This is a genomic window from Acinetobacter sp. YH12254 (genome assembly GCF_013417415.1).
Taxonomy (GTDB): domain Bacteria; phylum Pseudomonadota; class Gammaproteobacteria; order Pseudomonadales; family Moraxellaceae; genus Acinetobacter; species Acinetobacter pseudolwoffii.
The window spans coordinates 141,345-167,322 of the sequence record NZ_VPEB01000007.1 but is presented as its reverse complement, the minus strand read 5'-3'; the positions used below and the strand labels follow the sequence as shown (position 1 = coordinate 167,322).

The window sequence follows — 25,978 nt, the reverse complement described above, 5'->3', positions numbered from 1 at the left end:
TTGCATAAGTTAAATATCAGGCGTGTTTACATGGTTTTTCAGTTACTTATGAACAAATCCATGCGATATGCTGTTAGGAGTTGATTCGATGCATTCTTCAATTTTGAAGTATTTTATGGCTATTGCCACGATAGTCACACTGACGCAATCGCAGGCAGATATGGTTCCGTCATCTTCGTTTAATCACGAAAATGACAATTCGCGCCTTGCAACGCGTGTATTAAATAAAGAAGCTCAAAGCTTCAATTCAAATTTCACCAATTTGAACAGCCTTTCAATCACTGAGCGTTCTGGCGATAAAGTTCGCCGTGAAACCATTGCAGCGAAAATTGAAATTCCTGCAGAAGAGCCTTCAGTGATTGAAAAACTGAATACCGTGGCTTCTAATACTGTACGCAAGTTCAGTCAGACAGGTACAGCCTCTTGGTATGGTCGCCAGTTCCACGGCCGTAAAACTGCAAGCGGTGAAACCTTTGACATGAATGCAATGACTGCTGCTCATCGTAGCCTGCCATTGAACTGTTATATTCGTGTGACCAATAGAAATAATGGTAAAAGCGTAGTGGTTAAAGTCAATGACCGCGGCCCATTCCATGGTAACCGTGTCGTCGATTTATCTTATGGCGCAGCGAAGAAACTCGGCATTACCAATGCCGGTGTTGGCAATGTCAGTATTGAGCGTGTCGCTGGTCCAAATTCTTAAGATTTAACTTGCAATACATTTAACCAAAAGCCACAGTAATGTGGCTTTTTTATTAACTTCAAGTTATAGAAAAATGACAATCAATCTATAGTTCCTCTTATCTCCGGCTACCTGTCCATTACAGCTTGAATGTTGCAAATTCGCCAAATAAAATTCACGTTCTGGCACGATTAACTTTTGACCAAACCTAGATTCTGCTTTATATTTTCAGGCAAGCACAACGTATTCATGGAATGGAGCGAATAATGAAAACAATATCTGAATGGCTGGATGAATATAGTGACAGTCATCAAAACAAAACCAATAAGCTGATTCACTGGGTCTGCGTACCGACTATCTATTTTTCGATTATTGGCATTATTGCGCACTTTAGTGCTTTACTGACCGCCCTTCTGCTAGCTCTGGCTTTTATTTTCTATGCCCGACTAGATATTGTTTTGGCAGTTGCAATGGCTGCTTTAACATTGATCATGGCCTGGTTAATCTGGATTCTGCCAGTCGGTGCCGGTTTTTATGTTGGCCTATTTGTTTTTGCCTGGATTGGTCAGTTTTATGGCCACAAAGTGGAAGGCAAAAAGCCATCTTTCTTTAAAGACCTTCAATTCCTTCTTATTGGCCCGATTTGGTGCATGGATGCTTATTTAGCTAAAGTAGCACCTTCCTGGAAAAGTCGCCAGATACGAGACATGAAGAGCATTTAGCAGCATTCTTCATTTTTTCTAATGAGAAGAACCTTCTTGATAGGTTCTTCCTTGATGTTTTAACCGGCCATACACATGTTTTCGGGCACAATCATGATGCATCCAGTGCGCCACATCCCCCTTCTCGCTATTTATATTCACTATAAAATTCGACAATATCATCTTTTTGAATCGAACCAATGCCGGGTGCGGAATCGATATTATATGTCACCAATACAATTTGATCATTCAAGCATGAACTCTTAATAGCGTGATCCTTTATGATCATCACCTAACGTTGCAATCATTGTTCGATAAGATCGAACCCCAATAGCACCCTGATGATGTTGAAAAGCAGTCTAAATTTTATTGAGATCATCTTGAGACATAGCTTCAAAATGAGTGTCGGTGTGGCGACTTGGCTGACTTTGTGTTAAGGAGCTCCACTCAAACTGGTTTTGCTAGGTATCAACACAGATATACAGCAATCAATAAGCAATCATCGCCCCAATACCCATGTCGGTTTTATATGCGCTATTAATGATTTTCAATTCTTTAAATTTCGTTGATTTTATCACGCGTACTTTCTAAGCAAACTCGCATTTTCCAAGAAAAACTACCGCTTTCGACTTATTGTATTTTTATGCAGATATAAAAAAAGCCCCACAAAGTGGAGCTTCTTTATAATTCGTTACCGAATTATTGAGCAGCAGCCTGAGCAGCAGCAACTTCTTCTGCGAAACTCATTTCAGCTTTCTTCTCGATACCTTCACCAACTTCGAAACGAACGAATTCAGCTACAGTAGTACCTGTTGCTTTAAGAACGTCAGCAACTTTCTTGTCGTTGTCGATTACGTACATTTGACGCTCAAGAACAACTTCGTTCAAGTATTTCTCAACAGAACCCACAACCATCTTCTCAACGATGTTTGCTGGCTTGCCAGATTCAAGTGCTTTCGCTTCAGCAATTTCTTTCTCTTTCGCGATAAGCTCAGCAGAAACGCCTTCAGCATTTACAGCGACTGGGTTGAACGCAGCAACGTGCATTGCCAAGCCTTTACCAGTTGCTTCATCACCAGTATAAGAAACAACAACACCGATACGAAGACCGTGTTTGTAAACTGCAAGGTTAGCACCTTCAACAATTTTCGCACGACGTACTTGGATGTTTTCACCGATTTTTTGAACAAGAGCGATACGCGCTTCTTCTACAGTTGCACCATCTTCTAGTTTCAATTCAGCGATTTGAGCAGGATCAGTTACGTTTGCAGCAAGTGCAGCAGCCGCAACTTTCGCAGAGAAACCAGCAAAGTTTTCATCTTTTGCAACGAAGTCAGTCTGGCAGTTTACTTCTAAAAGAAGTGCTTTGTTGCCTTCTTGAGCAATCGTGATCGCGCCATCAGCAGCGATGTTACCCGCTTTTTTAGCAGCTTTCGCTTGACCAGATTTACGTAGGTTATCGATCGCTAATTCAACGTCGCCGCCCGCCTCTGTCAAAGCTTTTTTACATTCCATCATTGCAAGACCAGTACGATCGCGCAATTCTTTAACCATGCTTGCTGTAACTGCAGTCATGTTTATCTCCTAAATTCGGTAGAAAATGAATTCTTTTTAGAACAGAAACGGCCCAGAGGAGTTCTCATGGGCCGCCTGCATACATAACGCTTACTTTGCCACCATCACATGTCGCAAAAATGACAAGCTTGCGTCAAACGCATTAAGCCTCAGAAGCTGGAGCTTCTTCTGCTTTAGCTTGTGCATTCGCTTGTGATTGAGCATATTCTTTACCAGCAAGAATCGCATCAGCCATAGCAGAAGCATACAGTGTTACTGCACGGATCGCATCATCGTTACCCGGAATAACGTAATCTACGTTGTCTGGGTTAGAGTTTGTATCAACGATACCGATTACAGGAATACCAAGGTTCTTTGCTTCTTTGATTGCAATTGCTTCGTGATCAACGTCGATTACGAATAATGCGTCAGGTAAACCACCCATGTTTTTCACGCCGCCAAGACCGCGTTCAAGTTTTTCCATCTCACGAGTACGTTCTAAAGCTTCACGTTTAGTTAGCTTAAGGAAAGTACCGTCTTGAGATTGAGTTTGAAGGTCTTTTAGACGGTTGATAGATTGGCGAAGTGTTTTCCAGTTCGTCAACATACCACCTAACCAGCGGTGATCAACATATGGTTGACCAGCACGTTGCGCTTGTTCACGGATGATTGCAGAAGCTGCGCGCTTAGTACCAACAAACAAAACTTTGTTCTTTTTGCTCGCCAAGTTGTTAGCAAAGTTCAAAGCATCATTTAACGCAGGAACAGTGTGCTCAAGGTTGATGATGTGAATTTTGTTACGCGCACCAAAGATGTAATCGCGCATTTTTGGGTTCCAAAAACGTGTTTGGTGACCAAAGTGTGCGCCTGCTTGTAGAAGGTCGCGCATGCCTACGTTGTAATCTGCCATTTTCTTTACCTTAAAGTTTGGGTTAGGCCTCCATATACCCGCATTCTCCACCCAAGGGATTGCTGTCATTTTATCAGTGGTTGCGACAGAGGACATTTTTTAGCGATACAAGGCATGAATAGTGAGATTTAACATTCTAAATAAACTATTCATAACGCAGTAGCGTCAAAAAACGTCCCTATCCCGAAGGGTTGTAGCTAAAATCCCCTCATACTTCGTTATGAAGCTCGATAAGGGAATACCATTACCATCGTTTCATGCCTCGCATGACGAAATTTTAGCTGACAACGCAACTCACATATAAAGTGACAACAATCCCTAGAAGCACCCAGAGTAATGTGTCGATATATGTGCGGATTTTTTGCCCCATCGCACAAAGCCCGTGAAATTTATTCACGAAAAAGCATTTGATAAAATGGGCGGCTATTTATACCATAGTCACACACAAATTTCCAAAAGTTTTTAGAGATCATGAACAACACTTACCAAGCGCCACGTCGACTTATCAAAACCCCTGACGAAATTGAAAAAATGCGTGTGGCAGGGCGACTGGCGGCAGAAGTATTGGATATGATCAAACCGCATATTGTTCCAGGTGTTACTACGCTAGAACTTGATACGATTTGTCATGACTATATTGTTAACCAACAACAAGCCATTCCAGCCTGCTTAGGTTATGGTGCAGCACCAGGTCGGCCTGCTTTCCAGCATGTGATTTGCACTTCTGTGAATCATGTGGTGTGTCACGGCATTCCATCGGATAGCAAAAAGTTGAAAAAAGGTGACATTCTGAATATCGATGTCACTGTGATTAAAGATGGCTATCATGGAGATACCAACATGATGTACATCGTCGGTGGTGAAACGTCTATTCTTGCTAACCGTCTATGTAAAGTAGCGCAAGAAGCCATGTACCGGGGTATTGAAACTGTAAAACCAGGGTCAACCATTGGCGATATTGGCCACGTGATTCAAAAATATGTCGAATCTGAACGTTTTGGTGTGGTACGTGAATATTGTGGTCATGGAATTGGCACGACTTTCCATGACGAACCGCAAGTATTGCATTACGGCCAGCCAGATACCGGGATGATTTTAGAAGAAGGCATGACTTTTACCATTGAGCCTATGGTGAATGGTGGCGACTGGAAAACCAAATTACTGGGTGATAAATGGACGGTGGTCACCAAAGACCATTCATTGTCAGCACAATATGAACATACCCTGCTCGTCACTAAAACAGGGGTTGAAATCTTAACCGCGCGTCCGGATGAAGATCTGTCACGCTTTAATAAATAAGTACCAAGACAACACCACAAAATGGTCACTATAAAGTGGCCATTTTTAGTTTATATTGACTGGCTTATGGGGGTTTACTGGATAACTCAAGCCTTTTAACTGTTGTCCCTTGGCATCGGAGTTCAAGATAAAGCTCTGCAAGTACACCATTTTTTCCTCAAAGTTTTCCAAATTCTTTTGCCCCATGCCTCGCATTTTAAGCTAAGATAATGTGCTTTTTATTTTTTAATCCCTATAAGAAGGAATACTGCCGTGGACGTACGTCTCTCTGATCGTGTAAATGCCATCAAACCGTCCCCAACGCTTGCTGTGACCAACAAAGCTGCTGAATTAAAAGCTGCAGGTCATAATGTTATTGGTTTGGGCGCAGGTGAGCCAGATTTTGATACACCGCAACACATCAAAGATGCAGCAATTGCAGCGATTAACAACGGTTTCACCAAATACACCGCTGTTGACGGTACGCCAGGTCTTAAAAAAGCCATTATTGCTAAATTGAAACGTGACAATAACCTAGACTACGCAGCAAACCAGATTCTGGTTTCTTGTGGTGGTAAACAATCATTCTTTAACCTGTCTTTGGCTTTGTTGAACAAAGGTGATGAAGTTATCATTCCTGCACCTTTCTGGGTCAGCTACCCGGATATGGTGATCATCGCTGAAGGCGTACCTGTGATTGTGAAATGTGGTGAAGAACAGCGTTTCAAAATCACACCTGAACAACTAGAAGCTGCGATCACTGACAAAACACGTTTAGTGGTATTGAACAGTCCCTCTAACCCGACTGGCATGATCTACACCAAAGAAGAACTTCTTGCTTTGGCTGAGGTACTGCGTAAATACCCTGAAGTATTCATCGCGTCTGATGACATGTATGAACCGATTCGTTGGGAAGATGAGTTCTATAACATCGCCACTGTTGCACCAGACCTGTATGACCGCACAATCGTGTTAAACGGTGTATCTAAAGCCTATGCAATGACTGGCTGGCGTATTGGCTATGCAGCGGGCCCTGCTAAACTGATCGGTGCGATGAAAAAAATCCAGTCACAATCCACTTCAAATCCAACTTCAATTTCACAAGTTGCTGCCGAAGCTGCATTGAATGGTCCTCAAGATGTTCTTGAGCCAATGATTGAAGCATTCAAACGTCGTCATGACCTGGTTGTGAAAGGCTTGAATGACATCAATGGTATTTCTTGCTTACCTGCGGATGGTGCATTCTATGCATACGCAAACATCAAGCCGTTGATTCGTGCCAAAGGTTTGAAATCTTGCACAGAATTCTCTGCTTGGTTACTGGAAGAAACTGGCGTTGCCGTTGTTCCTGGCGATGCATTCGGTCTGGGCGGTTTCATGCGTATTTCTTATGCAACTGCAGATGAAGTGTTGGTTGATGCACTTGCGCGCATCAAGAAAGCTGCTGATTCAATCGAAGGCGTTGACGCCGCAATTGCTTCAATCGAAGCTGAAAAAGCTGCACAATAATCAATTCGCTTGATTTAAAAACCCGCGTTGATCGCGGGTTTTTTTATGCCATTCCAAGCTGCTTTTGATAACGTATTTTAAGCAGATCAAACAAATGATCGCAGCCAAAGTGTATGCCACACATAGCATTGATCGAAATTCCTGAATATCTAAAGTATCTCTATTTCCGGTAGAAATAGCACTCTCCTGCTATCTGCAATAGCATTTAAAAAATAAATATTTTAACCACAATAACTTTTAACCCTCCAAGATAACAATTACCTTCGGCAACATCTCATTAAAAAATATGTCACTTGCTATTATTGATGTTTCACTTTTAAATAAAATCGAAACAGCTAAAGAATAATCACAGGAAAAGCAGAATGAATCCAAAAGAAATGAACGGTTTGGCCTTATTACAAGCGATGCGAGATGGGAAAATTCCCGCTCCAAGCATTAGCGAAACCATGTCGATGCAACCTGCCGTTATCCAAAGCGGATACGTAGAATTTAAAGTCAAAGCCGATCACCGGCATTTAAATCCGCTTGGTGGCGTGCATGGTGGTTTTGCAGCAACTGTTTTAGACACGGTGACAGGCTGTGCGATTCATACTTTACTCGAAGCAGGGGTCGGTTATGGCACGATTGATCTGAATGTTAAAATGTGCCGACCGATTCCTCAAGACCAGCAGCTTAAAGCGACCGGACAATCAATTAACCTCAGTAAAAATCTGGGTATTGCTGAAGGTCGGATTCTGGATGAAGAAGGCCGTTTATATGCCCATGCCACTGCGACCTGTATGATTATTCGCCCTGAATAACCAGGAGAACCTATGGCCAGCATTCAATCGATGACCTAAGCAATATTGCCCTTCGTCTGTCCGGCTTGAACACAGGTGATCTGTGGTCGGCTTAAGCCCTGAAACTCAAAATAATGCTTGGACACATTGGCCAGCTCTACATCTTGTATTTGCGCTGTCGATGCCTGCCAAGCTTTGGATTGATTGGTACCGGTCAAAAGATTACCTGAAATGGCATAGATATATAATTCTTTGCTTTGCTCTTTCAGATAATCGGCATTCAAAAACACTTCAAAGCTAAATTGACGTTCAGTTTCTACCAACCATTTTTCTGCAAACCATAATTGCAGCAAATCACCTAGATACAAGGGCTGTTGCGCCAAGGGCCATAGCTTGATATGAGCATCTGTAACAGGAATATAATACTGTGCTGGATCTGCAATAATCTGCAGATAGTTTTCTTGATAATAAGTGAGTTGAGAGAAAATTTGAGGGATGCTGAGCGTATTCATTCGCTGTCTCCGGTTTAGCCATTTTTGTGCTGGCAAGTAGGTTTAAATCCACACTGTTTGACCATTTGGTCAAACGACTTTATGGTTTTAATCTAGCAAGTGAAATTTATTCTGACAAGTATTTTTCGTAAAATTTATGCAATTGTCTAAATTAAAAACAGACAGGCTGAATTTGTTATAAATATGACAGTTTTTGCTTGACCCCTGTCAAAATCCCTCTATAATCGCTTTCAGATTCTCCAATAGCTCAGTCGGTAGAGCGACGGACTGTTAATCCGCAGGTCCCTGGTTCGAGCCCAGGTTGGAGAGCCAAATACTAAAAAGCCCACTCATAACGAAGTGGGCTTTTTTTCGTTTAATATTTTATAAAACAAGCCTGAATGATTTCAGGCTCGTTTTGGCTTAATCCATTACATTAAAAGCCAAGGTATATTTATAACGCTTTAAATCATTCTTTTTTATTTCGAAAGGCTGCTGATAATCAATTTTCATTAAGTACTGGCCTTTTTCCTGCATATTAAAGTTGAGTAACCCTTGCGCATCTGTTGTGAGCGCTTTATAGATTTTTTTATCACGACTAAAATCTGTCGTTTGTGCCAAAATCTCAACGTTTAAATTCGCAACTCCTTTTTTATCATCCAGTACTTTCAATTGAATCGCTTGAGATTTTTTAAATGCATTTGGATGCGTGATAAATTGAACATCAAAGCCAGCATGGATATGCTGAATGACCTGATTCGACGTCACACGCCGTGAGACAAAGGTTTCAATAATATCGATAGTCTGCACAGTTTTCTGTGGCATGTTTTTCTTCAGCGCTTGCTGATAAATCACATTTTGATTGGCGGCTTGATTGGCTTTTGGAACAGCACTTAGAACCATTTTCCATTTTTGAGCAACCTGTGCATACTTTAGGCTATTCCCCTGTTTCTCGCCACGAATCCGATAGGTACCCTCTTGTTTATTTTCCAGACTATAACTACTTAGGGTTTGTGTTTTGGTCCATGCATCATCTGCAAGATAAATCTTTTGGCCTGTAGGCGTATGATAATGAAACTTAAAGTTTTTAATCGCCACTTCCGAGGCAAATGGATTGTCATAAAAGCCAGATACAATCGCAGTGTGATTGTTAAAAGTTTGATAACTTAGTGGGGCAACATAAGGATAGTGTGCAAAGGCTGTACTGCTGATCACTCCAAAGATCAAAAAAGGCATGACTTTTACCAGCTTATTCATTATTTCATCATCGTTATTAAGAAATCTGCTGTATTTTATGGATTAAGTCTGTAGATGTAAATAATTCTCATTTATATATTTGCTCTGGATATAAAAAATCCCCCATGAACGGAGGATTTTTAAATGTTCACTGCAATTAAGCCGCTTGAGCCGGAACACCGCTATGGAAACGGAAAGTGTCATCTGGTGTCAGAATCAGCTGCTTTTCAACGTTACGAATATGATCAATCCGGCTTTGAATATCCTCTTGCGGATTTTTCAATTTTGCCGTGGTCGCCACATCCATCGCCAAAGCCAGATAGTCCTCAAAGTGACGAGATTCAGACTTAAGCAAGTAACGGTAATAACGTGCCAACTCATCATCCACACGCGAAGCCAGCGCGTAGAAACGCTCACAAGAGCGTGCTTCCACAAAAGCACCAATCACCAAGACATCAATCAAGGCTTCAGGTTCAAAAGTCCGGATTTCTTTGCGCAAGCCACCGGCATAACGCCCTGCACTCAAATTCTGCCAGGCCTGACCGCGCTTGTTCATCAGTTCAAGCACTTGTTCATAATGCAGCATTTCTTCACGCACTAACTGCGCAAGCTTCACCTGTAAATCGACAAAGTAACTATAGCGAAACATCAGGTTCATGGCCGTGCTGGCTGCTTTTTTCTCACAATTAGCATGATCTTGCATCAAGATTTCAAGATTTTCGACTGCCACATTCAGCCATGCCTTGGGCGTTTCACACCCCAGGAAAGCAATCACCGGCTGCATCAGTTCATCATAATTAATATTTGACATAACGATTCTGATCTTAACGTGCTGACTTAATCACAGCTTTCATTTGCTGAACAGCTTGTGCCAGACCTACAAATACAGCATCTGCAATTAATGAGTGGCCAATATTAAGTTCATGAATTTGTGGAATCGCCGCAATTGGCGTTACATTATCGAGGTTTAAACCATGACCGGCATTCACTACCAGACCTTTCGATGCGGCATATTCAGCGCCTTTAATAATGCGCTCAAGCTCAGTCTGCTGGGCTTCAGGCGTTTCTGCATCGGCATAAGCCCCAGTATGAATCTCGATGGTCGGTGCACCACAAGCAACTGCTGCATCAATTTGGGCAAAGTCGGCATCAATAAACAAAGACACATCACAACCAATCGCCGCCAGTTCTTGCGTAGCTGCTTTGACTGATTCGAAATGGGTCACCACATCCAGACCACCTTCAGTGGTGACTTCCTGACGTTTTTCAGGGACAAAACAGACATGATGCGGTTTAATTTCCTTGGCAAAAGCGACCATCTCATCTGTTACCGCCAGCTCGAGGTTCATACGGGTTTTCAGTGCAGGACGCATACGACGAACATCTTCATCCTGAATGTGACGACGGTCTTCACGCAAGTGCAAGGTAATGCCCTCTGCCCCGGCCTGCTCACAGATCAATGCAGCATTGACTGGGTCTGGGTACGTTGTACCACGTGCTTGTCTTAATGTTGCGACATGGTCAATATTGACACCAAGTAATGCAGCCATAATCTTTTCCTAACTACGTTTGAGATTGAGAGTTTTGAATCCAGAGTTGCCGACTTTTTAATGGCCGATCACCCAATAAGGCCGTGATCACCTGTCGATACAGTTTCGTCAACAATTGTAACTGTTCCGGATTAAAATCCCCACCATTTTCATGATCTAGCATACTTAAAATCTGCTGACCTGACATGGTAGAGCGTAATGCTTTGGCCGATGGCATAAAACCGGCATTGAGCTGAAAATAATAGTGTTGTAACGGATCGATTTGTACCTGATGAGCATCTAGGGAAAAATCCAGACCATAACCGAGTTCTTCCAGCAAGATATGTTCAAATTGCCGCAAAATCTGTTTTAAGTATAAATTGGGATTAGATTGTTCTGATAATTGCTGCAATGCAGTTAATGTCTCTGCATATTTGGCAAAGGTTTGCGGCATTTCCACTTCTAGGGGGCACAAACGCAACAGGACTTCATTCAGATAAAAGCCTGAAAAAAAGGCATCGCCAAAAAAGAAAATCGGCTGATTGACAATTTCCAGTTTGGTAAAGTTTTTGAGTTCTGATTTTCCGGTGGCTTGCAAACTGATGGGCTGATATTGCGGCGGCGGTGTTTGCCGGAGAATGCCATCCATACGACCGTATTCCTGGGTAAATAAATGCACAATATGGCTGCGCTCACGGTACTTACGATGATGAATCAGATAACCATGCAGTACTTCGTTACGCATAAGCGGACACTTTAATCCTTATCTTTTTTTGATTTTTTATCATCGTCGTCATCTCCATCCGGGATGACTGCGCCCACAACAGCCGCAGTGCCTTTGACTGCGACTTTTGTGGTTTTATAAGCCACCTTGACAGGAACCGTGACCACTTTATGGATACAGCCTTGCAAGAATAAAACACATGCAAGCACTGCCAACACTTTCATCATCACGAAATTCCTTAAAGGGGCTTATTAATTTTATAACTTAGATATCGCTATAACCTAAGCTTTTCAATGCACGTTCATCATCAGACCAGCCGCCTTTGACTTTCACCCAAAGGGTCAGCATGATTTTCTGTTCGAACATTTTTTCCATGTCGAGACGTGCATCCATACCGATTTTTTTCAGCTTAACGCCTTTCTCACCAATCACAATGGCTTTCTGGCTCGGACGATCGACAAAAATCGTAGCATCAATATAGGTACAGGCCGGCTTCATACGACCAGTCTTTTCATTCATCACTGGCTGTTCAGTTTTGAATGATTCAATCTGCACGGTTAAATCATATGGCAGTTCTTCACCCAGCTGACGCATGATCTTTTCACGAATAATTTCAGAAGCCAGGAAACGCTCTGAACGGTCAGTTAGTTGATCCAGGGAGTACAATGGCGGCTGGAACGGCAGATACTTGGCAATCGTGTCACGTAAATGCTCAAGATTGGCACCACGAAGTGCAGAAACAGGTACGATTTCCGCAAAGTTCATCAGCTTTTCGCGCTCACGAATCAGTGGTAAAGCTTCGTTCTTGTTCTCAAAAGTATCTAATTTGTTGATCACCAGAATCACCGGCATTTCAGCATTTTTCAGCTTTTCCAGTACCAGATCATCATTCGGCGTCCACTTCTGTGCATCCACCACAAACAAAACCAGATTCACATCACGTAAAGCCGAATGGGCAGCACGGTTCATCATTTTATTGATGGCACGTACTTCCTTTTTATGCATCCCCGGCGTATCCACGAATACCGCCTGAGACTTTTCACGCGAATCAATCCCGACAATTTTATGCCGTGTGGTTTGCGGTTTACGTGAGGTAATTGAGAGTTTCTGACCCAAAATATGGTTCATTAAGGTAGATTTACCCACATTCGGGCGACCTACAATAGCGACAAAACCACTGCGATAATCCGACGGAATTTCGGTGCCTTGTGCGCTAAAAAATTGATTTACCAGGTCGTGACTGTCGCTTTGCGACTCGTGATCAGCATCAATGTGATCGGAATGAGTAGTCATTAAGACTTATGCTCCAAAAGTTTTAAAATATCTGCCGCAACGGCTTGTTCAGCAAAACGTCGGCTGGCGCCTTCACCTTGCATGGTCGGTAATCCCTCAATCTCACATTCCACTTTAAAATGCTGATTAGGGGCATCACCTTGAATATCTACAACCTCGTAAACTGGGAGAGGTTTCTTACGTGCTTGTAGATACTCTTGTAAACGTGATTTAGGGTCTTTAAGCTGATCGGTCGGCTCAATATGATCCAAATACGGTTCATACCATTTTAACACAATCGGTTCTAACACAGTGAGATCAGCGCAATCCACATAGATTGCGCCAATAATGGCTTCTACAGTATCTGCCAGTATAGACTCGCGATGATGACCGCCAGATTTCAATTCACCGGTACTGAGAATTAAATTCTGACTGAGTTTTAAATCATTGGCGATTTTCCCCAATGCTTCCTGTCGAACCAAGGTGGCACGCATACGCGTCAGCCGGCCTTCGTTTTCGCTTGGGTAGGCAGTGAAGAGATAATTCGCAATGATCATCCCTAAAAGAGAATCGCCTAGAAATTCTAGGCGTTCATAGTTTTGTTTATGACTGACTGAACGATGGGTCAGTGCCAGCTTGAGCAGTTCAGCTTGTTTAAACTGATAACCGATCCGTCTGGCAAGACGTTCATCATTGAGTTTTGACTGCGCTTTGATCAAAATTTTTCTCAAACTTCATCACTAAATCGATATTCATTATGAAATTTTTACGAATTTCATAATTCTTGTGTACCTGCAAACCATCGGTATGGGTAACTTTGGCAATTTCATCAAACTTCAGATCGCGAATATTATTCATTGATAAACGCTGATTCATCTGCTGACGGAATTTTTCTGGTGTTATATTGGCTGGCGCACTTTTTAACAGCGCCTCAATCTCACCATCGACCATACGATCATCAAAGTAGGGTCCCCACACTGCAATCGCTACTTTGGCTAGAAATGCAAACCCCACGATTGCAAATAAAATCCCAATATACGAAGCACCTTGTTGATGTCTCATTTTTTATTTTCCTGATTGAAACAATTAATCGATTGTCCCGTTGCGACCAAACGATGGCAATTTAAAGCCAGGTTCTTTATGCATCCAGATATAGAATGCACGACCTGTTAAGTTTTCTTCCGGAACAAGCCCCCAGAAACGGCTGTCAGCACTCTGATCGCGATTATCCCCCATCGCAAAGTAATGACCTTCTGGCACCTTTACTTCCCAATATAAACCATTTTCACTTGAATATTTACCATTTTCCACAAAGTTAATATAAGGCGCCTGACGTGCGACATTAACCCCTTCCAGCTCACGCATGGTAAAGCTATGCTGACCTAAAGTTTCTTTATGATAAATGGCATTTGGTGTATCCAGACGATCTTTTTCACGGCTAAATTCCACTGGAACTTTCGCTACTTGTTCACCATTGATGCTCAACTGACCATGATCATAGACAATATGATCACCGGGTAAACCAATAATACGCTTGATATAGCTGATGGTCGGTTGTGGTGGATAACGGAATACTGCCACATCGCCACGCTCTGGACTGCCAGTATCAATAATTTTAGTGTTGACCATAGGCAGTTTCACGCCATAGTCAAATTTATTCACCAGAATAAAGTCCCCAGTTTCCAGGGTTGGCACCATTGAATCCGATGGAATATTAAACGGTTCAAACAAGAACGAACGCAGCACCAGTACAATCGTCAGTACTGGCCAAAAGTCATAAGCCCAGGTAATGATAAAATTTTCATTGCCCTTGCCGCGAGTTTGTCTTTGTTTCAGGACAAACTTGTCAAGCAACCACAGTGCGACAAAAAACAGCGTCGCAGGAACAAGAATCAAATTAAAATCAAAATCCATGGGCTTATATCCTTATTCTTCTAGCGTTCGACTTTTAACACAGCGAGGAACGCTTCTTGAGGGATTTCGACACTACCCACCTGCTTCATGCGTTTCTTACCTTCTTTCTGTTTAGACAGAAGTTTTTTCTTACGTGACACGTCACCACCATAACATTTGGCCAATACGTTTTTACGCATGGCTTTTACAGTAGAACGTGCAATGATTTGCGCACCAATTGCCGCCTGAATTGCGACATCAAACATTTGACGTGGAATCAGGTCTTTCATTTTTTCCACCAGCGCAATGCCACGATGACGCGCGTCATTACGGTGACAGATCATTGCCAGAGCATCGACTTTTTCCCCATTGATCAGCACATCCACTTTTACCAATGAAGAGCTTTCGAAACGGACAAAGTTATAGTCGAGGGATGCAAAACCACGTGAACAAGACTTCAATTTATCGAAGAAATCCATGACCACTTCTGCCATTGGAATTTCAAAAGTAATCGATACCTGATTACCGAGGAATTTCATGTCTTTTTGTATGCCACGGCGCTCGATACACAAGGTCATGACATTACCCAGATATTCTTGCGGTACTAAAATATGACATTCGGCAATCGGTTCACGTAAATCTTCTACGGTTGAACCATCCGGCATTTTAGACGGGCTGTCGATATAAATCGTCTGGCCATTTTTCATCACTGCTTCGTAAATTACGGTTGGCGCAGAAGAAATCAGATCAAGATCATACTCGCGTTCTAAACGCTCTTGTACAATCTCCATGTGTAGCATGCCCAAGAAGCCACAGCGGAAACCAAAACCGAGTGCATCCGAACTTTCCGGTTCAAAGAACAAGGCCGAGTCATTAATTTGCAGTTTATGTAAAGCTTCACGAAACGGTTCAAAGTCACTGGCATCAATCGGGAATAAACCGGCATAAACCTGCGGTTTTACTTTTTTAAAGCCCGGTAGCGTTGCAACTTCAGGTGTGGTTGCCAAGGTAATGGTATCACCCACCGGCGCACCGAAAATATCTTTAATACCGGCAATCACGAAGCCGACTTCGCCTGCTTCCAACATGCCTGTTTCAGTATGTTTCGGATTAAAGATCCCAACAGAAGTAATGATGTGCGTTTGACCTGTTGATTTCATCAACATCTTGTCGCCTTTACGCACACGACCCTGCTTTACACGTACCAGAGAAACTACCCCAAGGTAGTTGTCAAACCATGAATCTACAATCAGGGCTTGCAACGGCGCTTCGCGATCACCGACCGGTGCCGGAATCACATTCACCAGGGTTTCTAAAACATTTTCAATGCCCAGACCGGTTTTGGCTGAACATGTCGGTGCTTCTGTCGCTTCAATGCCGATAATTTCTTCAATCTCGTGAATCACACGCTCAGGTTCAGCTTGCGGCAAATCGATCTTGTTCAGTACGGGCAGTACTTCCAGACCTTGCTCAATCGCGGTATAGCAGTTGGCGACAGACTGTGCTTCCACACCTTGCGCCGCATCAACGACTAATAAAGCACCTTCACAGGCTGCGAGCGAGCGCGACACTTCATACGAGAAGTCAACGTGTCCCGGCGTATCAATAAAGTTCAGCTGATAAACTTCACCATTTGGATGGGTATAGTTTAGCGTCACCGAAGTGGCTTTAATGGTAATCCCACGTTCGCGCTCAAGCTCCATAGAATCGAGGACTTGAGCCTGCATTTCACGATCTTGCAAACCGCCACAGGTCTGAATAAAGCGATCTGCGAGGGTCGATTTACCGTGGTCAATATGCGCAATAATCGAGAAGTTACGAATGTTTTTAATATCAACAGATTTTTTAGCTTGCGCCATGGGTTACCTTGAGAAAAAACGCGCTATGTAATTTAAAAATATTACATAACAAAAGCCGAATAGAAATTGCGAAGGATTATAGCAGAATGGTGATCTAGAAAAAGAATTATATTTTTAGCTTTGTCCACTCTGCCAAAATACCTGTCCAGCGATCTCAAGCTCAATCACTGCAATGAAAATTTGAAAATCACACCATGTTTTTGCTAAACCTGATTGAAATATCTAACTCTGTGCCAAAGAAGTGAGCGCTTATTGATCTAGATACACTATTGAAAAATCATAAGGATTGATCTGATCAGAAAGAGGTTGATAGGCTTGGGTAAAGGTAGGCGACATGCGTTTAGGACGCCCAGTGGCCATTTCAATACAGGCCCACTGCGTACTACCTGTAAATAACAGGTTTTGATCCTGTGGTCGATAAAATGCATATTGGCGAAATGAATACAGTGCATTGATATCGTTCAACCAGGTTCGCAAAATAATTTCATCGCCCTCGAAAGCAGCCTTGCGATATTGCACCTGATGCTCAACTGCCACCATGGCATGTTTCAGTTCCACATATTCCTTTAACCCCAATCCCAATTTTTCAATATGGGCTGTGGCGACCTCCTGCATCCACTGTACATAGACCACATTATTGACATGGCCCAAGCCATCGATATGTTCAGCTTGCACCTTTAACGCAAGATCAAAAATAGCTGTCACTTTTCTCTTATCCTTTCCATTATTTTCAACTGAATAGAGTCTACCGAATTTATAGGCTGGGTAAATTGCAAATAATAAAAAACCGCCCATCAAAAGCGGTTTTTTATATTTAAAAATCTGAATAGAATTAGATACGCATTCCGACAATCGCACGCTGCCCTTGGCGCATGAGCGTAACGCGTGCCACATTGCCCTTCTTCAACTCAGAAACTTCTTGTACAAATTGCTCTGCGTTCAATACTGCCTTGTTATTAATATGCGTCACCACATCGTTTGGCATGATACGCGCCTGTGCGGCAATGCCACCTGAACGAACATCCTGAATCATGACCCCGCCTTTGATCTCCAGTCGATCCTTTTCTAGCGAACTTAAATCACGAATAGCCACACCAATTACAGGTCCTTTGCTCGGCTGCGCCTGTGCTCCGGCTTTTGCAGGGGTATCATCCGGTGCGGTACTTAAGGTTGCTGAAATATTACGGCGCTTATCATCACGTAAAACCTCCAGCTGTACCTGTTGCTGAGGTGCAGTACGGTTGAGATAGTTTAATAATTCACTGGTGCGTGAAATCGCAGTGCCGTTATATTTTAAAATCACGTCACTGACACGTAGACCGGCACGTGCGGCGGGTGAATTTGGTGCAACCTGAGTAATTAAGGAGCCTTCAGGCTTAGAAAGGTTGTAAGACTCTGCCAGATTACGGTCGATATCCTGCAAGCTGACCCCCAGATAGGAACGGGTCACTTTACCATTCTTTTTCAGCTGCTCTGCCACTTCCATGGCCACATCAATCGGAATCGAGAAGGAGAGCCCCATATAACCGCCGGTTCCACTGAAGATCCGCGAGTTCACCCCGACTACTTCACCATGCTGGTTAAATAAAGGCCCACCAGAGTTACCCGGGTTGAGGGCCACGTCTGTCTGGATAAAAGGCACTGCTGTTTCACCCATCATGTTGCGCATTTTGGCACTGACGATTCCGGCAGAGGCCGAATAATCAAAACCAAATGGCGAACCAATCGCGAGCACAGGCTCACCGACACGTAAGCGGCCTACATCCCCGGTACGTAATTCTGGAAAATTCGAACCTGTGACCTTAAGTAAAGCTACGTCGGTACGTGCATCACTTCCCACCACAGTGGCATCAATTTCACGGCGATCATTCAGGGTAATGGTGACTTTAGATGCATCCTCAACCACATGATGGTTGGTCAGCAGATAGCCATCTTTACTGATAAAAAATGCACTGCCATAGCCGGTTTTTTCCTGTGGCATGCGCTGCTGCGGGATAATCACCTGATTGCCAAAGAAGCGACGCAGAATTTCCGGAACTTGTTGTTGTAAGAGTTCTTCTTCGCTCATTTTTTTCACGACATTGACACTGACCACGGCAGGACTGACCTGCTCGACCAGATTTGAAAAATCAACCGGTGTGACAGCCTGCAACTGTGCAGCACTCATGGTCAGGGTCGCTGCAAATAATCCTTTTTTTAAGTCTAGAATTTTCATATAAATTATTCACTCAAATTGTTGATAAATTTATGTAAATAGGTTTTATCACAAACATTGTAAAGTTTAAGTAATAATATGTTTCAATGCTTCACGCTGGACAATATCTCATCATTAAAACACTAAGTTAAGGCTTTGATTAATTTTTTTCATTAATAAATGAGCATTTCAACGCTTGCCTTTTGCACAAAAAAGCGCTGTTATTACCAAACTTTTTTTAAAATTAGCTGATGGACATGTCTAATTCATCCCTTACCCATCAATTTGACGTCATTATTGTGGGCAGTGGCGGTGCCGGTTTAAGTTTAGCCTTATCGCTCCCGGACCATTTTAATATTGCAGTTTTAGCGAAATCCACCCTGACAGATGCCAGCACCTTTTATGCGCAAGGCGGTGTTGCTGCAGTACTCGATGAAATGGATTCGATTGAACAGCATATTGATGACACCATGATTGCAGGCGCACAGCTATGTGAAATGGACGCAGTCAAACAGACGGTAGAAGGGGGCAAACCATCAGTTGACTTTCTGCTAAAACACGGTGTGCAATTTACCCTGGATGAACAGGAACAGTTGCATCTCACCCGTGAAGGCGGCCATTCACAGCGCCGGATTATTCATGCTGCCGATGCCACAGGTCGTGCAATTTCGACTACTTTGGTACAACGCGCCCAAGAAAAATCAAATATCACTATTTTTGAAAATTATATTGCGATTGATCTGATCTGTTCACATAAACTTGGCCTAGACGGTGAAAACCGCGCGCTAGGTTTATATGTGCTGGATGAAAAAAATGAAAAAGTACATACTTTTTTAGCGCCCTTTACCGCCCTTGCCTGTGGCGGTGCAATGAAAGCCTATCTTTATACGTCAAATCCGGATATTGCCACAGGTGACGGCATTGCCATGGCCTATCGTGCCGGCTGCCGGGTGGCTAACATGGAATTTAACCAGTTCCATCCGACCTGCCTCTATCATCCACAAGCGCGCTCCTTCCTGATCACTGAAGCAATGCGCGGCGAAGGGGCTTATCTGCGTCTGCCCGATGGCGAACGCTTTATGCTGCGTTTTGACGAGCGCGCCGAACTTGCACCACGCGATATTGTCGCACGCGCAATCGACTATGAAATTAAGCGCTTGGGTATTCGGCATGTCTGGCTGGATATTACCCATAAGGATGAAAGCTTTGTTAGAGAACATTTTCCTACGCTTTATGCCCGCCTGCTGGAACTGGGTATTGATATCACCAAAGATATGATTCCAGTGGTACCTGCAGCCCATTACACCTGTGGTGGCGTTGTGGTCGATGAACATAGCCAGACTGATATCGCAGGTCTATATGCAATTGGGGAAACCTCTTATACTGGTCTGCACGGTGCTAACCGAATGGCCAGCAACTCACTTTTAGAATGCTTTGTGTATGGTATGAGTGCAGCCAAGCATATCGAATCTCATTTCAATGCTGACTATACCTTTCCGCCCGTACCCATCTGGGATGACTCACAGGTAACCAATCCGGATGAAGATGTGGTGATTCTGCAAAACTGGGATGAGCTACGTCAGACCATGTGGAACTATGTCGGTATTGTGCGCAGCACCAAACGTCTGGAACGCGCCTTGCATCGTATTGAAATGCTGAAAAAAGAAATCACCGAGTATTACCAAGATTATCAGGTCAGCAAAAACCTGATCGAGCTTCGCAATCTGGTGCTGGTCTCAGAAATGATTGTGCGCTGTGCCATGCAGCGTAAAGAATCTCGCGGCCTGCATTTCACGCTGGACTATCCGGAATTATTGCCTGAATTACGCAAGACCATTCTAAATCCGGTGAATTTTGAAGTAGAAACACCCTTGGTCAATATTTAGATTATTGGGGAGATATGATTTTTAAATCATATCTCCCTGTCTTTTAGCGCTCACCTACTTAATTAAGCTTAGGCTATTTATATCACTGAACTTTTATTCTTCAGGTGTTTAGTGTTGAGGTGGAATGGCATAAGTCGCAGTAACATGCGCCACTGGCTCATCAAGGTCTACTGAATAAATCCAGACTTCCCCGACAATCAGAACTTTACCGACTTTAATAAGCTTGCACTCTCCTCGCAAATCCGTGCCACCTGAAGGTTTACGGAGAAAATTGATATTCAGATTGGTGGTGACAGCCAAACCCACCAGGCCAATTTCGCCCAGAATAGCGACATATAAGGCAAGATCGGCCAAGGTCATCATGGTTGGGCCAGAAACAGTACCACCCGGACGCAACTCTTGTGCGCTAACCTGATACAGCAAAGTTGCGCCGCGTGGAACAACGGCTTCGATCCTACATTTTTCTAGGCTTTGTGGAAATTCTTGTTGTAAAAATTGTTGGATTTCGGTTTTGGTCGTTTTCATCTTATTAAAAAAATCTTCTATATTGCCTTCAATATAGAAGATTTTTCACACATTCACCTAGTGAAAATTAAAATAAACAGGATTTCAATTTAAACCAGATTTCAAATAACTTAAAGCCTGCTCGAATACCTGCTCCGGTGTGCGGGTTGCATCCAGACGTTTGATCCGTTCCGGATAACGCTGCCACAACGTTTCATAGCCGACTCTTACTTTCTCAAAGAAAGTGACTTTCTCTTGTTCAAAGCGATCCAGTGCGCCACGCGCACGTGCCCGGTTCATTCCCAGTTCAATCGGTGCTTCTAACCAGAAGGTGATGTCTGGCATACGTGCCACAAAGTGATCATTTAATAACTGCAGCTTTGTTTCCCTGAGTCCACGACCTGCACATTGATAGGCAAAGCTGGCATCAGTAAAACGGTCACAGAGTACAATTTTTCCGGCTGCTAAGGCTGGCAGAATGACTTGTGCCAAATGCTGGGCACGCGCCGCATACATCAATAGTAATTCGGTATCATGCGCCATCGTTTCTTCATGATTCACAGCCAGAAGTAGTGCACGGATCTGCTCGGCCATCGGCGTACCACCCGGCTCGCGCGTAAGCACCACATCTTTACCTTGCGCCATAAAATCGTCATAGATCGAACGAATGAGTGTGGTTTTACCTACACCTTCTGTGCCTTCAAAGCTAATAAACATACTCATTCCTTATTCTTCGAGCGTAAAATGGTCAGATACTCCTGCACTGCTTTATTGTGATCATTCAGATTGGTCGTAAACGTATGTCCGCCATTGCCCGTGGCGACAAAATAAAGGTTGTCAGAATTATCCGGATGCATGGCTGCTTCAATGGCTTTCTTACTTGGCAGTGCAATTGGCGTTGGCGGCAAACCAGACATGGTATAGGTGTTATACGGCGTCGGCGTACGTAAATCCTTGCGGGTAATATTGCCATTATAGGCATCGCCCATTCCATAAATCACGGTAGGATCGGTCTGTAAACGCATGCCAATTTTTAAACGGCGCACGAACACTCCAGAAACCTGTTCTAGCTCACTATCCACACTGGTTTCTTTTTCAATGATCGACGCCATGATCAGCGCTTCATATTTATTCTGATAGGGCAGATCAGTCACGCGTTTTTCCCAGGCCTGATCCAGTGCCTTCATCTGGCGCTGATACAGATTGGTTAAAATTTTACGGTCAGTTTCACCTTTAGCAAAGAAGTATGTATCCGGTGCAAACAGACCTTCAGGATGTGAAAATGGAATATTGAGCTCTTTAAGGAGTTGTGCCGTTGGCAAATGTGACACTTCTTTGGTCACCAGATCATCTTTCTTCAAAGCATCAATCAGCTGTTTGAATGTGGTTCCTTCAATCACCAAAATCCGGTTCATCTGGGCATTTTCAGCATTGGAGATCATATCCAGAACCTGACGAATGCTCATGCCCTGGCGCACTTCATATACGCCAGCTTTCATGGTGTCATGAATCAGGATGCGCTGATAAAGCTTGAGAATAATCGGGAAACTGACCTGCTTTTCTTTGGCCAGACGGTCAATAAAACCAGAATAGGTTTCCCCTGACCCAATCGCCAGCAGCTGTTTTTGTCCGTCTACAGGATAGTCTTTCCACAAACTGCTTTTTAAGACCAGTGCCAAAATCAAGGCAAGTCCAATCAGGACGAAGGCAATTCCTTTGAAAAGTGACGAAAATTTGGCTGTATTGTTCTTTTTGGCTTTAGACTTGGAAGCTGACATATTAAGACATCTGATTTAATCGAAGACGGTTAAAAAGTTCAATACAAGCATCGCCATCCAGAGATCGCTGCTCAAATTGAGTGACAATTTTCATCGGGTTTAGCGCATTACAAAAAAACAGACTCTGAATATGGGCTATTTCCTCCATATCGATGTAACGTTGCTGACAGGCAATTCCCTGATCTTGCATCCGTTGTAGAATTTCTGCACGCATCACCCCAAAGACGCCATTATAACGAAGTTCCGGCGTAATCCATGTATTGTTTATACAAATGAAACAATTACTGCTCACCCCTTCGACAACCCCGCCCTGTACATCTGTCACCAGTGCCTCAGACCAACCGCGCTGATCCGCCTCCTGCTTGAGCAAAACCTGCTCCAGGCGATTCAAGGTTTTTAGTCCGACCAGACCCGGCATGGTCAATCCCAGTGCCTGCTGTAATACCCCACTTTGGATCTGTTCATACTTTAAATCATGTAGGGCTTGAGGATAATAAAATACCCACAGATCCGCCGGATGCTCTGGCAAACTATAGCCCCGCTCGCCGACTCCACGACTCAGCACGATCTTTAATGTTCCATTCAGCTGACTTTCTGATTCACGTAAAAGTTCTAAACTTTCTGCAATCAGAGCTAAATCAGCATGCAAACTTAATTTTTGATTACTGAGCTGCAAACGTGCCAGATGACGATCATATAATTCCACCCGGTCCTGTCGAATCCGGGCCGTGCTAAAACAGCCATCACCATAATGAAAGGCCCGATCGAGTACTTCTATCTCACTGACATGTTTCGCATTTTTCAAACAGAGCATATTTTATTGCCTCTCAAATCAACAATTGAGTACTGAGAGATAAGCTCCATCGATTTATCTCTTTTACTCACATCAAATGCATTTTTAATTATTTTTTATGCAAAATATCTCCAGCTATTCTTGCCTTATCCAACAAAAGCTAAAAAAATTGAGGCAAAAATGAATATTGGTAAATTAAAAATTGGGGTATTGGCTGCACTGGTTTCAGCCACTGCTTTCAGTGTGTCTGCAAAAGATTTCCTGAACGTGTCTTATGACCCAACTCGCGAATTATATGACAATTTTAATAAGGAATTCAGCGCATACTGGAAAAAAACCACGGGGCAAGACGTGAACTATAAACAGTCGCATGGCGGTTCAGGTAAACAGGCCCGTGCTGTGATTGATGGTCTGGATGCAGACGTCGTGACCCTGGCGCTGGCGGCCGACATTGATGAAATTGCAGCGAGAGGTCTGCTGCCTAAAGACTGGCAGAAAAAATTCCCGCAAAACTCAACCCCCTATACTTCCACCATCGTCTTTCTGGTCAAAAAAGGCAATCCAAAAGGGATTAAAGATTGGGGCGATCTGGTGAAGCCTGGAGTAGAGATCATTACGCCAAACCCGAAAACTTCTGGCGGTGCACGCTGGAACTATCTGGCGGCATGGGCATGGGCCAAACATCAACCTGGTGGCAATGACAGCAAAGCACAAGATTTTGTGCGTCAAATCTATAAACAGACCAAAGTTCTGGACTCAGGCGCACGTGGAGCCACCACCACTTTTGCTGAGCGCGGGATCGGTGATGTATTACTAGCTTGGGAAAATGAAGCCCATCTCGCTACTCGTGAACAGCCGGGTAAATTTGAAATCATCACGCCAAGTCTGTCAATTTTGGCCGAGCCACCGGTGGCAATTGTAGAGAAAAACGCCAAGAAAGATGGCAATGAAAACCTGGCCAAAGCTTATTTGAATTATCTGTATTCTCCTGCGGGGCAAACTGTGGCTGCGAAGAATTTCTATCGTCCACGTAATAGCGAAGTATTAAAGAAATATAGCAGCGTATTTAAACCTTTAAAGTTAGTCACCATCGACAAAGAATTTGGTGGCTGGACCAAGGTACAAAAAGCACATTTCGATAATGGCGGGATCTTTGATCAAATTGTAAAGGCAAATCATACGAAATAATGAGGCAGTCCAGCAGAAACAATGGCCTTTATTGATAAGGCCATTCTCATTTCAATAACTTCAGCTCTGTCTTATCTTTTTTTTTCATATAAAATTCGTTTTTATTTATTTTTTACGCATAAAGAATAGGTTTATTCTGCAGCTATGTTACAAAACGTGTAAGAAATTGAGGTTTCTAATGAGTATTTCAAAAACAATAAAACTTGGGGTTCTGGCTGCTGTGATTTCGGCAACCTCATTGGGTGCTTCAGCACGTGATTTTTTGAATGTTTCCTACGATCCGACACGTGAATTGTATGAAGATGTCAACAAGAGTTTTGGCAAATATTGGGAAAGCCGTACGGGTCAAAAAATTAACTTCAAGCAATCCCATGGTGGTTCTGGTAAACAGGCCCGCTCTGTTATTGATGGCTTGAATGCAGATGTGGTGACTTTGGCCCTCGCAGCCGATATTGATGTGCTTGCAGAAAAAGCCAAATTATTGCCAGCAGACTGGCAAAAGAAACTGCCACAAAACTCGACACCGTATACCTCAACAATCGTATTTTTGGTGCGTAAAGGCAACCCCAAAGGGATTAAAGACTGGGGCGATCTGGTGAAACCGGGTGTCGGCATTATTACCCCGAATCCGAAAACATCAGGTGGCGCGCGCTGGAACTATCTGGCGGCATGGGCATGGGCCAAACATCAGCCCGGTGGCAATGACACAACTGCACAAGAATTTGTTCGCCAAATTTATAAAAACACCAAAGTCCTGGATTCAGGTGCGCGTGGTGCAACCACCACCTTTGCCGAGCGCGGGATCGGTGATGTCTTGTTGGCCTGGGAAAATGAAGCGTACTTAGCGATTCGTGAGCAACCAGGTAAGTTTGAAATTATCACGCCAAGTCTGTCTATTCTGGCTGAACCGCCAGTGGCGATTGTAGAAAAAAATGCAGCGAAAAAAGGCAATAAGCATCTGGCTCAAGGTTATTTAAACTTCCTGTACTCGCCATTGGGTCAAGACCTGGCAGGCAAACATTATTATCGTCCACGCAGTGAAGTAGCTTTAAAGAAATATAATCATGTGTTCAAACCACTCAAACTGGTGACGATTGATCAGGAATTTGGCGGCTGGGCAAAAGTGCAAAAAGCGCATTTTGAGAATGGCGGTATTTTCGACCAGATTGTGAAGGCAAACAGCGCGAAGTAATTCGCAGCTGATCTGACAGGAGCATC

The 25,978-nt window shown here is 43.4% G+C and carries 29 protein-coding genes and 1 tRNA gene; 9 read left to right on the top strand and 21 right to left on the bottom strand.

What is annotated here, in order from left to right; genetic code table 11:
- The first annotated feature begins 88 nt into the window (after positions 1-88).
- Together FTV29_RS07490 and FTV29_RS07485 are read left to right on the top strand one after the other, a co-directional pair.
- Entirely contained in the window at positions 89-703 is a 615-nt protein-coding gene (locus FTV29_RS07490) for a septal ring lytic transglycosylase RlpA family protein (RefSeq protein ID WP_005097531.1), read from the top strand.
- A 245-nt stretch (positions 704-948) separates the two neighbouring features.
- Positions 949-1,404, top strand: a complete 456-nt coding sequence (locus FTV29_RS07485; RefSeq protein ID WP_005097532.1) for a DUF962 domain-containing protein — start codon at positions 949-951, stop codon at positions 1,402-1,404.
- A gap of 18 nt (positions 1,405-1,422) precedes the next feature.
- Here the strand turns inward: FTV29_RS07485 and FTV29_RS15290 are convergent, their stop codons facing one another.
- The 4 genes from FTV29_RS15290 to rpsB form a co-directional block, all read right to left on the bottom strand.
- Positions 1,423-1,566 (bottom strand): DUF3465 domain-containing protein, encoded by a 144-nt coding sequence (locus FTV29_RS15290; RefSeq protein ID WP_347929744.1) that lies wholly within the window; start codon positions 1,564-1,566, stop codon positions 1,423-1,425.
- The gene (locus FTV29_RS15285) at positions 1,532-1,672 is read right to left on the bottom strand and encodes a DUF3465 domain-containing protein (protein ID WP_347929327.1); all 141 of its coding nucleotides are present in this window, start codon (positions 1,670-1,672) and stop codon (positions 1,532-1,534) included. Before FTV29_RS15285 ends, FTV29_RS15290 begins: the two co-directional genes overlap by 35 nt.
- A gap of 410 nt (positions 1,673-2,082) precedes the next feature.
- The gene (gene tsf, locus FTV29_RS07475; RefSeq protein WP_005097533.1) at positions 2,083-2,958 is read right to left on the bottom strand and encodes a translation elongation factor Ts; all 876 of its coding nucleotides are present in this window, start codon (positions 2,956-2,958) and stop codon (positions 2,083-2,085) included.
- Between the two features lie 142 nt (positions 2,959-3,100).
- Positions 3,101-3,847 (bottom strand): 30S ribosomal protein S2, encoded by a 747-nt coding sequence (gene rpsB / locus FTV29_RS07470; RefSeq protein WP_005097534.1) that lies wholly within the window; start codon positions 3,845-3,847, stop codon positions 3,101-3,103.
- A 471-nt stretch (positions 3,848-4,318) separates the two neighbouring features.
- Here rpsB and map point away from each other — a divergent pair, with 471 nt between their 5' ends.
- From map to FTV29_RS07455, 3 genes are all read left to right on the top strand, one after another.
- Entirely contained in the window at positions 4,319-5,146 is an 828-nt protein-coding gene (map, locus tag FTV29_RS07465; protein WP_005097535.1) for a type I methionyl aminopeptidase, read from the top strand.
- A gap of 252 nt (positions 5,147-5,398) precedes the next feature.
- Positions 5,399-6,634 (top strand): pyridoxal phosphate-dependent aminotransferase, encoded by a 1,236-nt coding sequence (locus tag FTV29_RS07460; RefSeq protein ID WP_159516067.1) that lies wholly within the window; start codon positions 5,399-5,401, stop codon positions 6,632-6,634.
- 362 nt (positions 6,635-6,996) lie between these two features.
- Positions 6,997-7,434 (top strand): PaaI family thioesterase, encoded by a 438-nt coding sequence (locus FTV29_RS07455; RefSeq protein WP_005170148.1) that lies wholly within the window; start codon positions 6,997-6,999, stop codon positions 7,432-7,434.
- Between the two features lie 35 nt (positions 7,435-7,469).
- Here FTV29_RS07455 and FTV29_RS07450 read toward each other — a convergent pair whose 3' ends face one another.
- Positions 7,470-7,925: a hypothetical protein gene (locus FTV29_RS07450; RefSeq protein ID WP_180075283.1), complete on the bottom strand. Its 456-nt coding sequence runs from the start codon at positions 7,923-7,925 to the stop codon at positions 7,470-7,472.
- A 236-nt stretch (positions 7,926-8,161) separates the two neighbouring features.
- Here FTV29_RS07450 and FTV29_RS07445 point away from each other — a divergent pair.
- Positions 8,162-8,237, top strand: a tRNA-Asn gene (locus FTV29_RS07445).
- Between the two features lie 90 nt (positions 8,238-8,327).
- On the opposite strand, the gene FTV29_RS07440 is transcribed toward FTV29_RS07445, so the two are convergent.
- From FTV29_RS07440 to FTV29_RS07385, 12 genes are all read right to left on the bottom strand, one after another.
- Positions 8,328-9,161 (bottom strand): DUF4198 domain-containing protein, encoded by an 834-nt coding sequence (locus FTV29_RS07440; RefSeq protein WP_100534825.1) that lies wholly within the window; start codon positions 9,159-9,161, stop codon positions 8,328-8,330.
- Positions 9,162-9,297: 136 nt separating this feature from the next.
- Positions 9,298-9,951, bottom strand: a complete 654-nt coding sequence (locus FTV29_RS07435) for a tRNA-(ms[2]io[6]A)-hydroxylase (protein WP_159138194.1) — start codon at positions 9,949-9,951, stop codon at positions 9,298-9,300.
- Between the two features lie 13 nt (positions 9,952-9,964).
- Positions 9,965-10,690 carry a pyridoxine 5'-phosphate synthase gene (gene pdxJ, locus FTV29_RS07430; RefSeq protein ID WP_159516068.1) on the bottom strand — a complete coding sequence of 242 codons (726 nt, stop codon included), beginning with the start codon at positions 10,688-10,690 and terminating at the stop codon, positions 9,965-9,967.
- Between the two features lie 13 nt (positions 10,691-10,703).
- Positions 10,704-11,414, bottom strand: coding sequence for a DNA repair protein RecO (locus FTV29_RS07425; protein ID WP_074383331.1), 711 nt, complete (start codon positions 11,412-11,414; stop codon positions 10,704-10,706).
- Positions 11,415-11,425: 11 nt separating this feature from the next.
- On the bottom strand, positions 11,426-11,620 hold the full coding sequence (locus FTV29_RS07420) for an NF038104 family lipoprotein (RefSeq protein ID WP_005097547.1): 195 nt from the start codon (positions 11,618-11,620) through the stop codon (positions 11,426-11,428).
- 37 nt (positions 11,621-11,657) lie between these two features.
- A complete protein-coding gene (gene era / locus FTV29_RS07415) occupies positions 11,658-12,686 on the bottom strand; it encodes a GTPase Era (protein ID WP_005097549.1) in 1,029 nt (342 codons plus the stop codon).
- On the bottom strand, positions 12,686-13,384 hold the full coding sequence (gene rnc, locus FTV29_RS07410; protein WP_159138197.1) for a ribonuclease III: 699 nt from the start codon (positions 13,382-13,384) through the stop codon (positions 12,686-12,688). The genes era and rnc overlap by 1 nt, the downstream gene beginning before the upstream one ends.
- On the bottom strand, positions 13,356-13,727 hold the full coding sequence (locus FTV29_RS07405; RefSeq protein WP_100329039.1) for a DUF4845 domain-containing protein: 372 nt from the start codon (positions 13,725-13,727) through the stop codon (positions 13,356-13,358). Before FTV29_RS07405 ends, rnc begins: the two co-directional genes overlap by 29 nt.
- Before the next feature lie 24 nt (positions 13,728-13,751).
- Positions 13,752-14,579 (bottom strand): signal peptidase I, encoded by an 828-nt coding sequence (gene lepB / locus FTV29_RS07400; RefSeq protein WP_005097555.1) that lies wholly within the window; start codon positions 14,577-14,579, stop codon positions 13,752-13,754.
- 20 nt (positions 14,580-14,599) lie between these two features.
- The gene (gene lepA / locus FTV29_RS07395) at positions 14,600-16,417 is read right to left on the bottom strand and encodes a translation elongation factor 4 (RefSeq protein WP_005097556.1); all 1,818 of its coding nucleotides are present in this window, start codon (positions 16,415-16,417) and stop codon (positions 14,600-14,602) included.
- Between the two features lie 249 nt (positions 16,418-16,666).
- A complete protein-coding gene (locus tag FTV29_RS07390) occupies positions 16,667-17,122 on the bottom strand; it encodes a thioesterase family protein (RefSeq protein ID WP_100355707.1) in 456 nt (151 codons plus the stop codon).
- Between the two features lie 127 nt (positions 17,123-17,249).
- On the bottom strand, positions 17,250-18,632 hold the full coding sequence (locus FTV29_RS07385) for a Do family serine endopeptidase (RefSeq protein ID WP_005097559.1): 1,383 nt from the start codon (positions 18,630-18,632) through the stop codon (positions 17,250-17,252).
- 236 nt (positions 18,633-18,868) lie between these two features.
- On the opposite strand from FTV29_RS07385, the gene nadB reads away from it, so the two are divergent.
- Positions 18,869-20,497, top strand: a complete 1,629-nt coding sequence (nadB, locus tag FTV29_RS07380) for an L-aspartate oxidase (protein ID WP_180075282.1) — start codon at positions 18,869-18,871, stop codon at positions 20,495-20,497.
- A gap of 108 nt (positions 20,498-20,605) precedes the next feature.
- Here nadB and FTV29_RS07375 read toward each other — a convergent pair whose 3' ends face one another.
- The 4 genes from FTV29_RS07375 to pabC form a co-directional block, all read right to left on the bottom strand.
- Positions 20,606-21,022 (bottom strand): PaaI family thioesterase, encoded by a 417-nt coding sequence (locus FTV29_RS07375; protein ID WP_005097561.1) that lies wholly within the window; start codon positions 21,020-21,022, stop codon positions 20,606-20,608.
- A gap of 84 nt (positions 21,023-21,106) precedes the next feature.
- On the bottom strand, positions 21,107-21,718 hold the full coding sequence (gene tmk / locus FTV29_RS07370) for a dTMP kinase (RefSeq protein ID WP_005170111.1): 612 nt from the start codon (positions 21,716-21,718) through the stop codon (positions 21,107-21,109).
- A gap of 2 nt (positions 21,719-21,720) precedes the next feature.
- Positions 21,721-22,779 (bottom strand): endolytic transglycosylase MltG, encoded by a 1,059-nt coding sequence (gene mltG, locus FTV29_RS07365; protein WP_159138200.1) that lies wholly within the window; start codon positions 22,777-22,779, stop codon positions 21,721-21,723.
- 1 nt (position 22,780) lies between these two features.
- On the bottom strand, positions 22,781-23,593 hold the full coding sequence (pabC, locus tag FTV29_RS07360; protein ID WP_005097565.1) for an aminodeoxychorismate lyase: 813 nt from the start codon (positions 23,591-23,593) through the stop codon (positions 22,781-22,783).
- Between the two features lie 159 nt (positions 23,594-23,752).
- Here pabC and FTV29_RS07355 point away from each other — a divergent pair, with 159 nt between their 5' ends.
- On the top strand, positions 23,753-24,760 hold the full coding sequence (locus tag FTV29_RS07355) for a sulfate ABC transporter substrate-binding protein (protein ID WP_159138201.1): 1,008 nt from the start codon (positions 23,753-23,755) through the stop codon (positions 24,758-24,760).
- Positions 24,761-24,938: 178 nt separating this feature from the next.
- A complete protein-coding gene (locus FTV29_RS07350; protein ID WP_180075281.1) occupies positions 24,939-25,952 on the top strand; it encodes a sulfate ABC transporter substrate-binding protein in 1,014 nt (337 codons plus the stop codon).
- Positions 25,953-25,978: the final 26 nt, after the last annotated feature.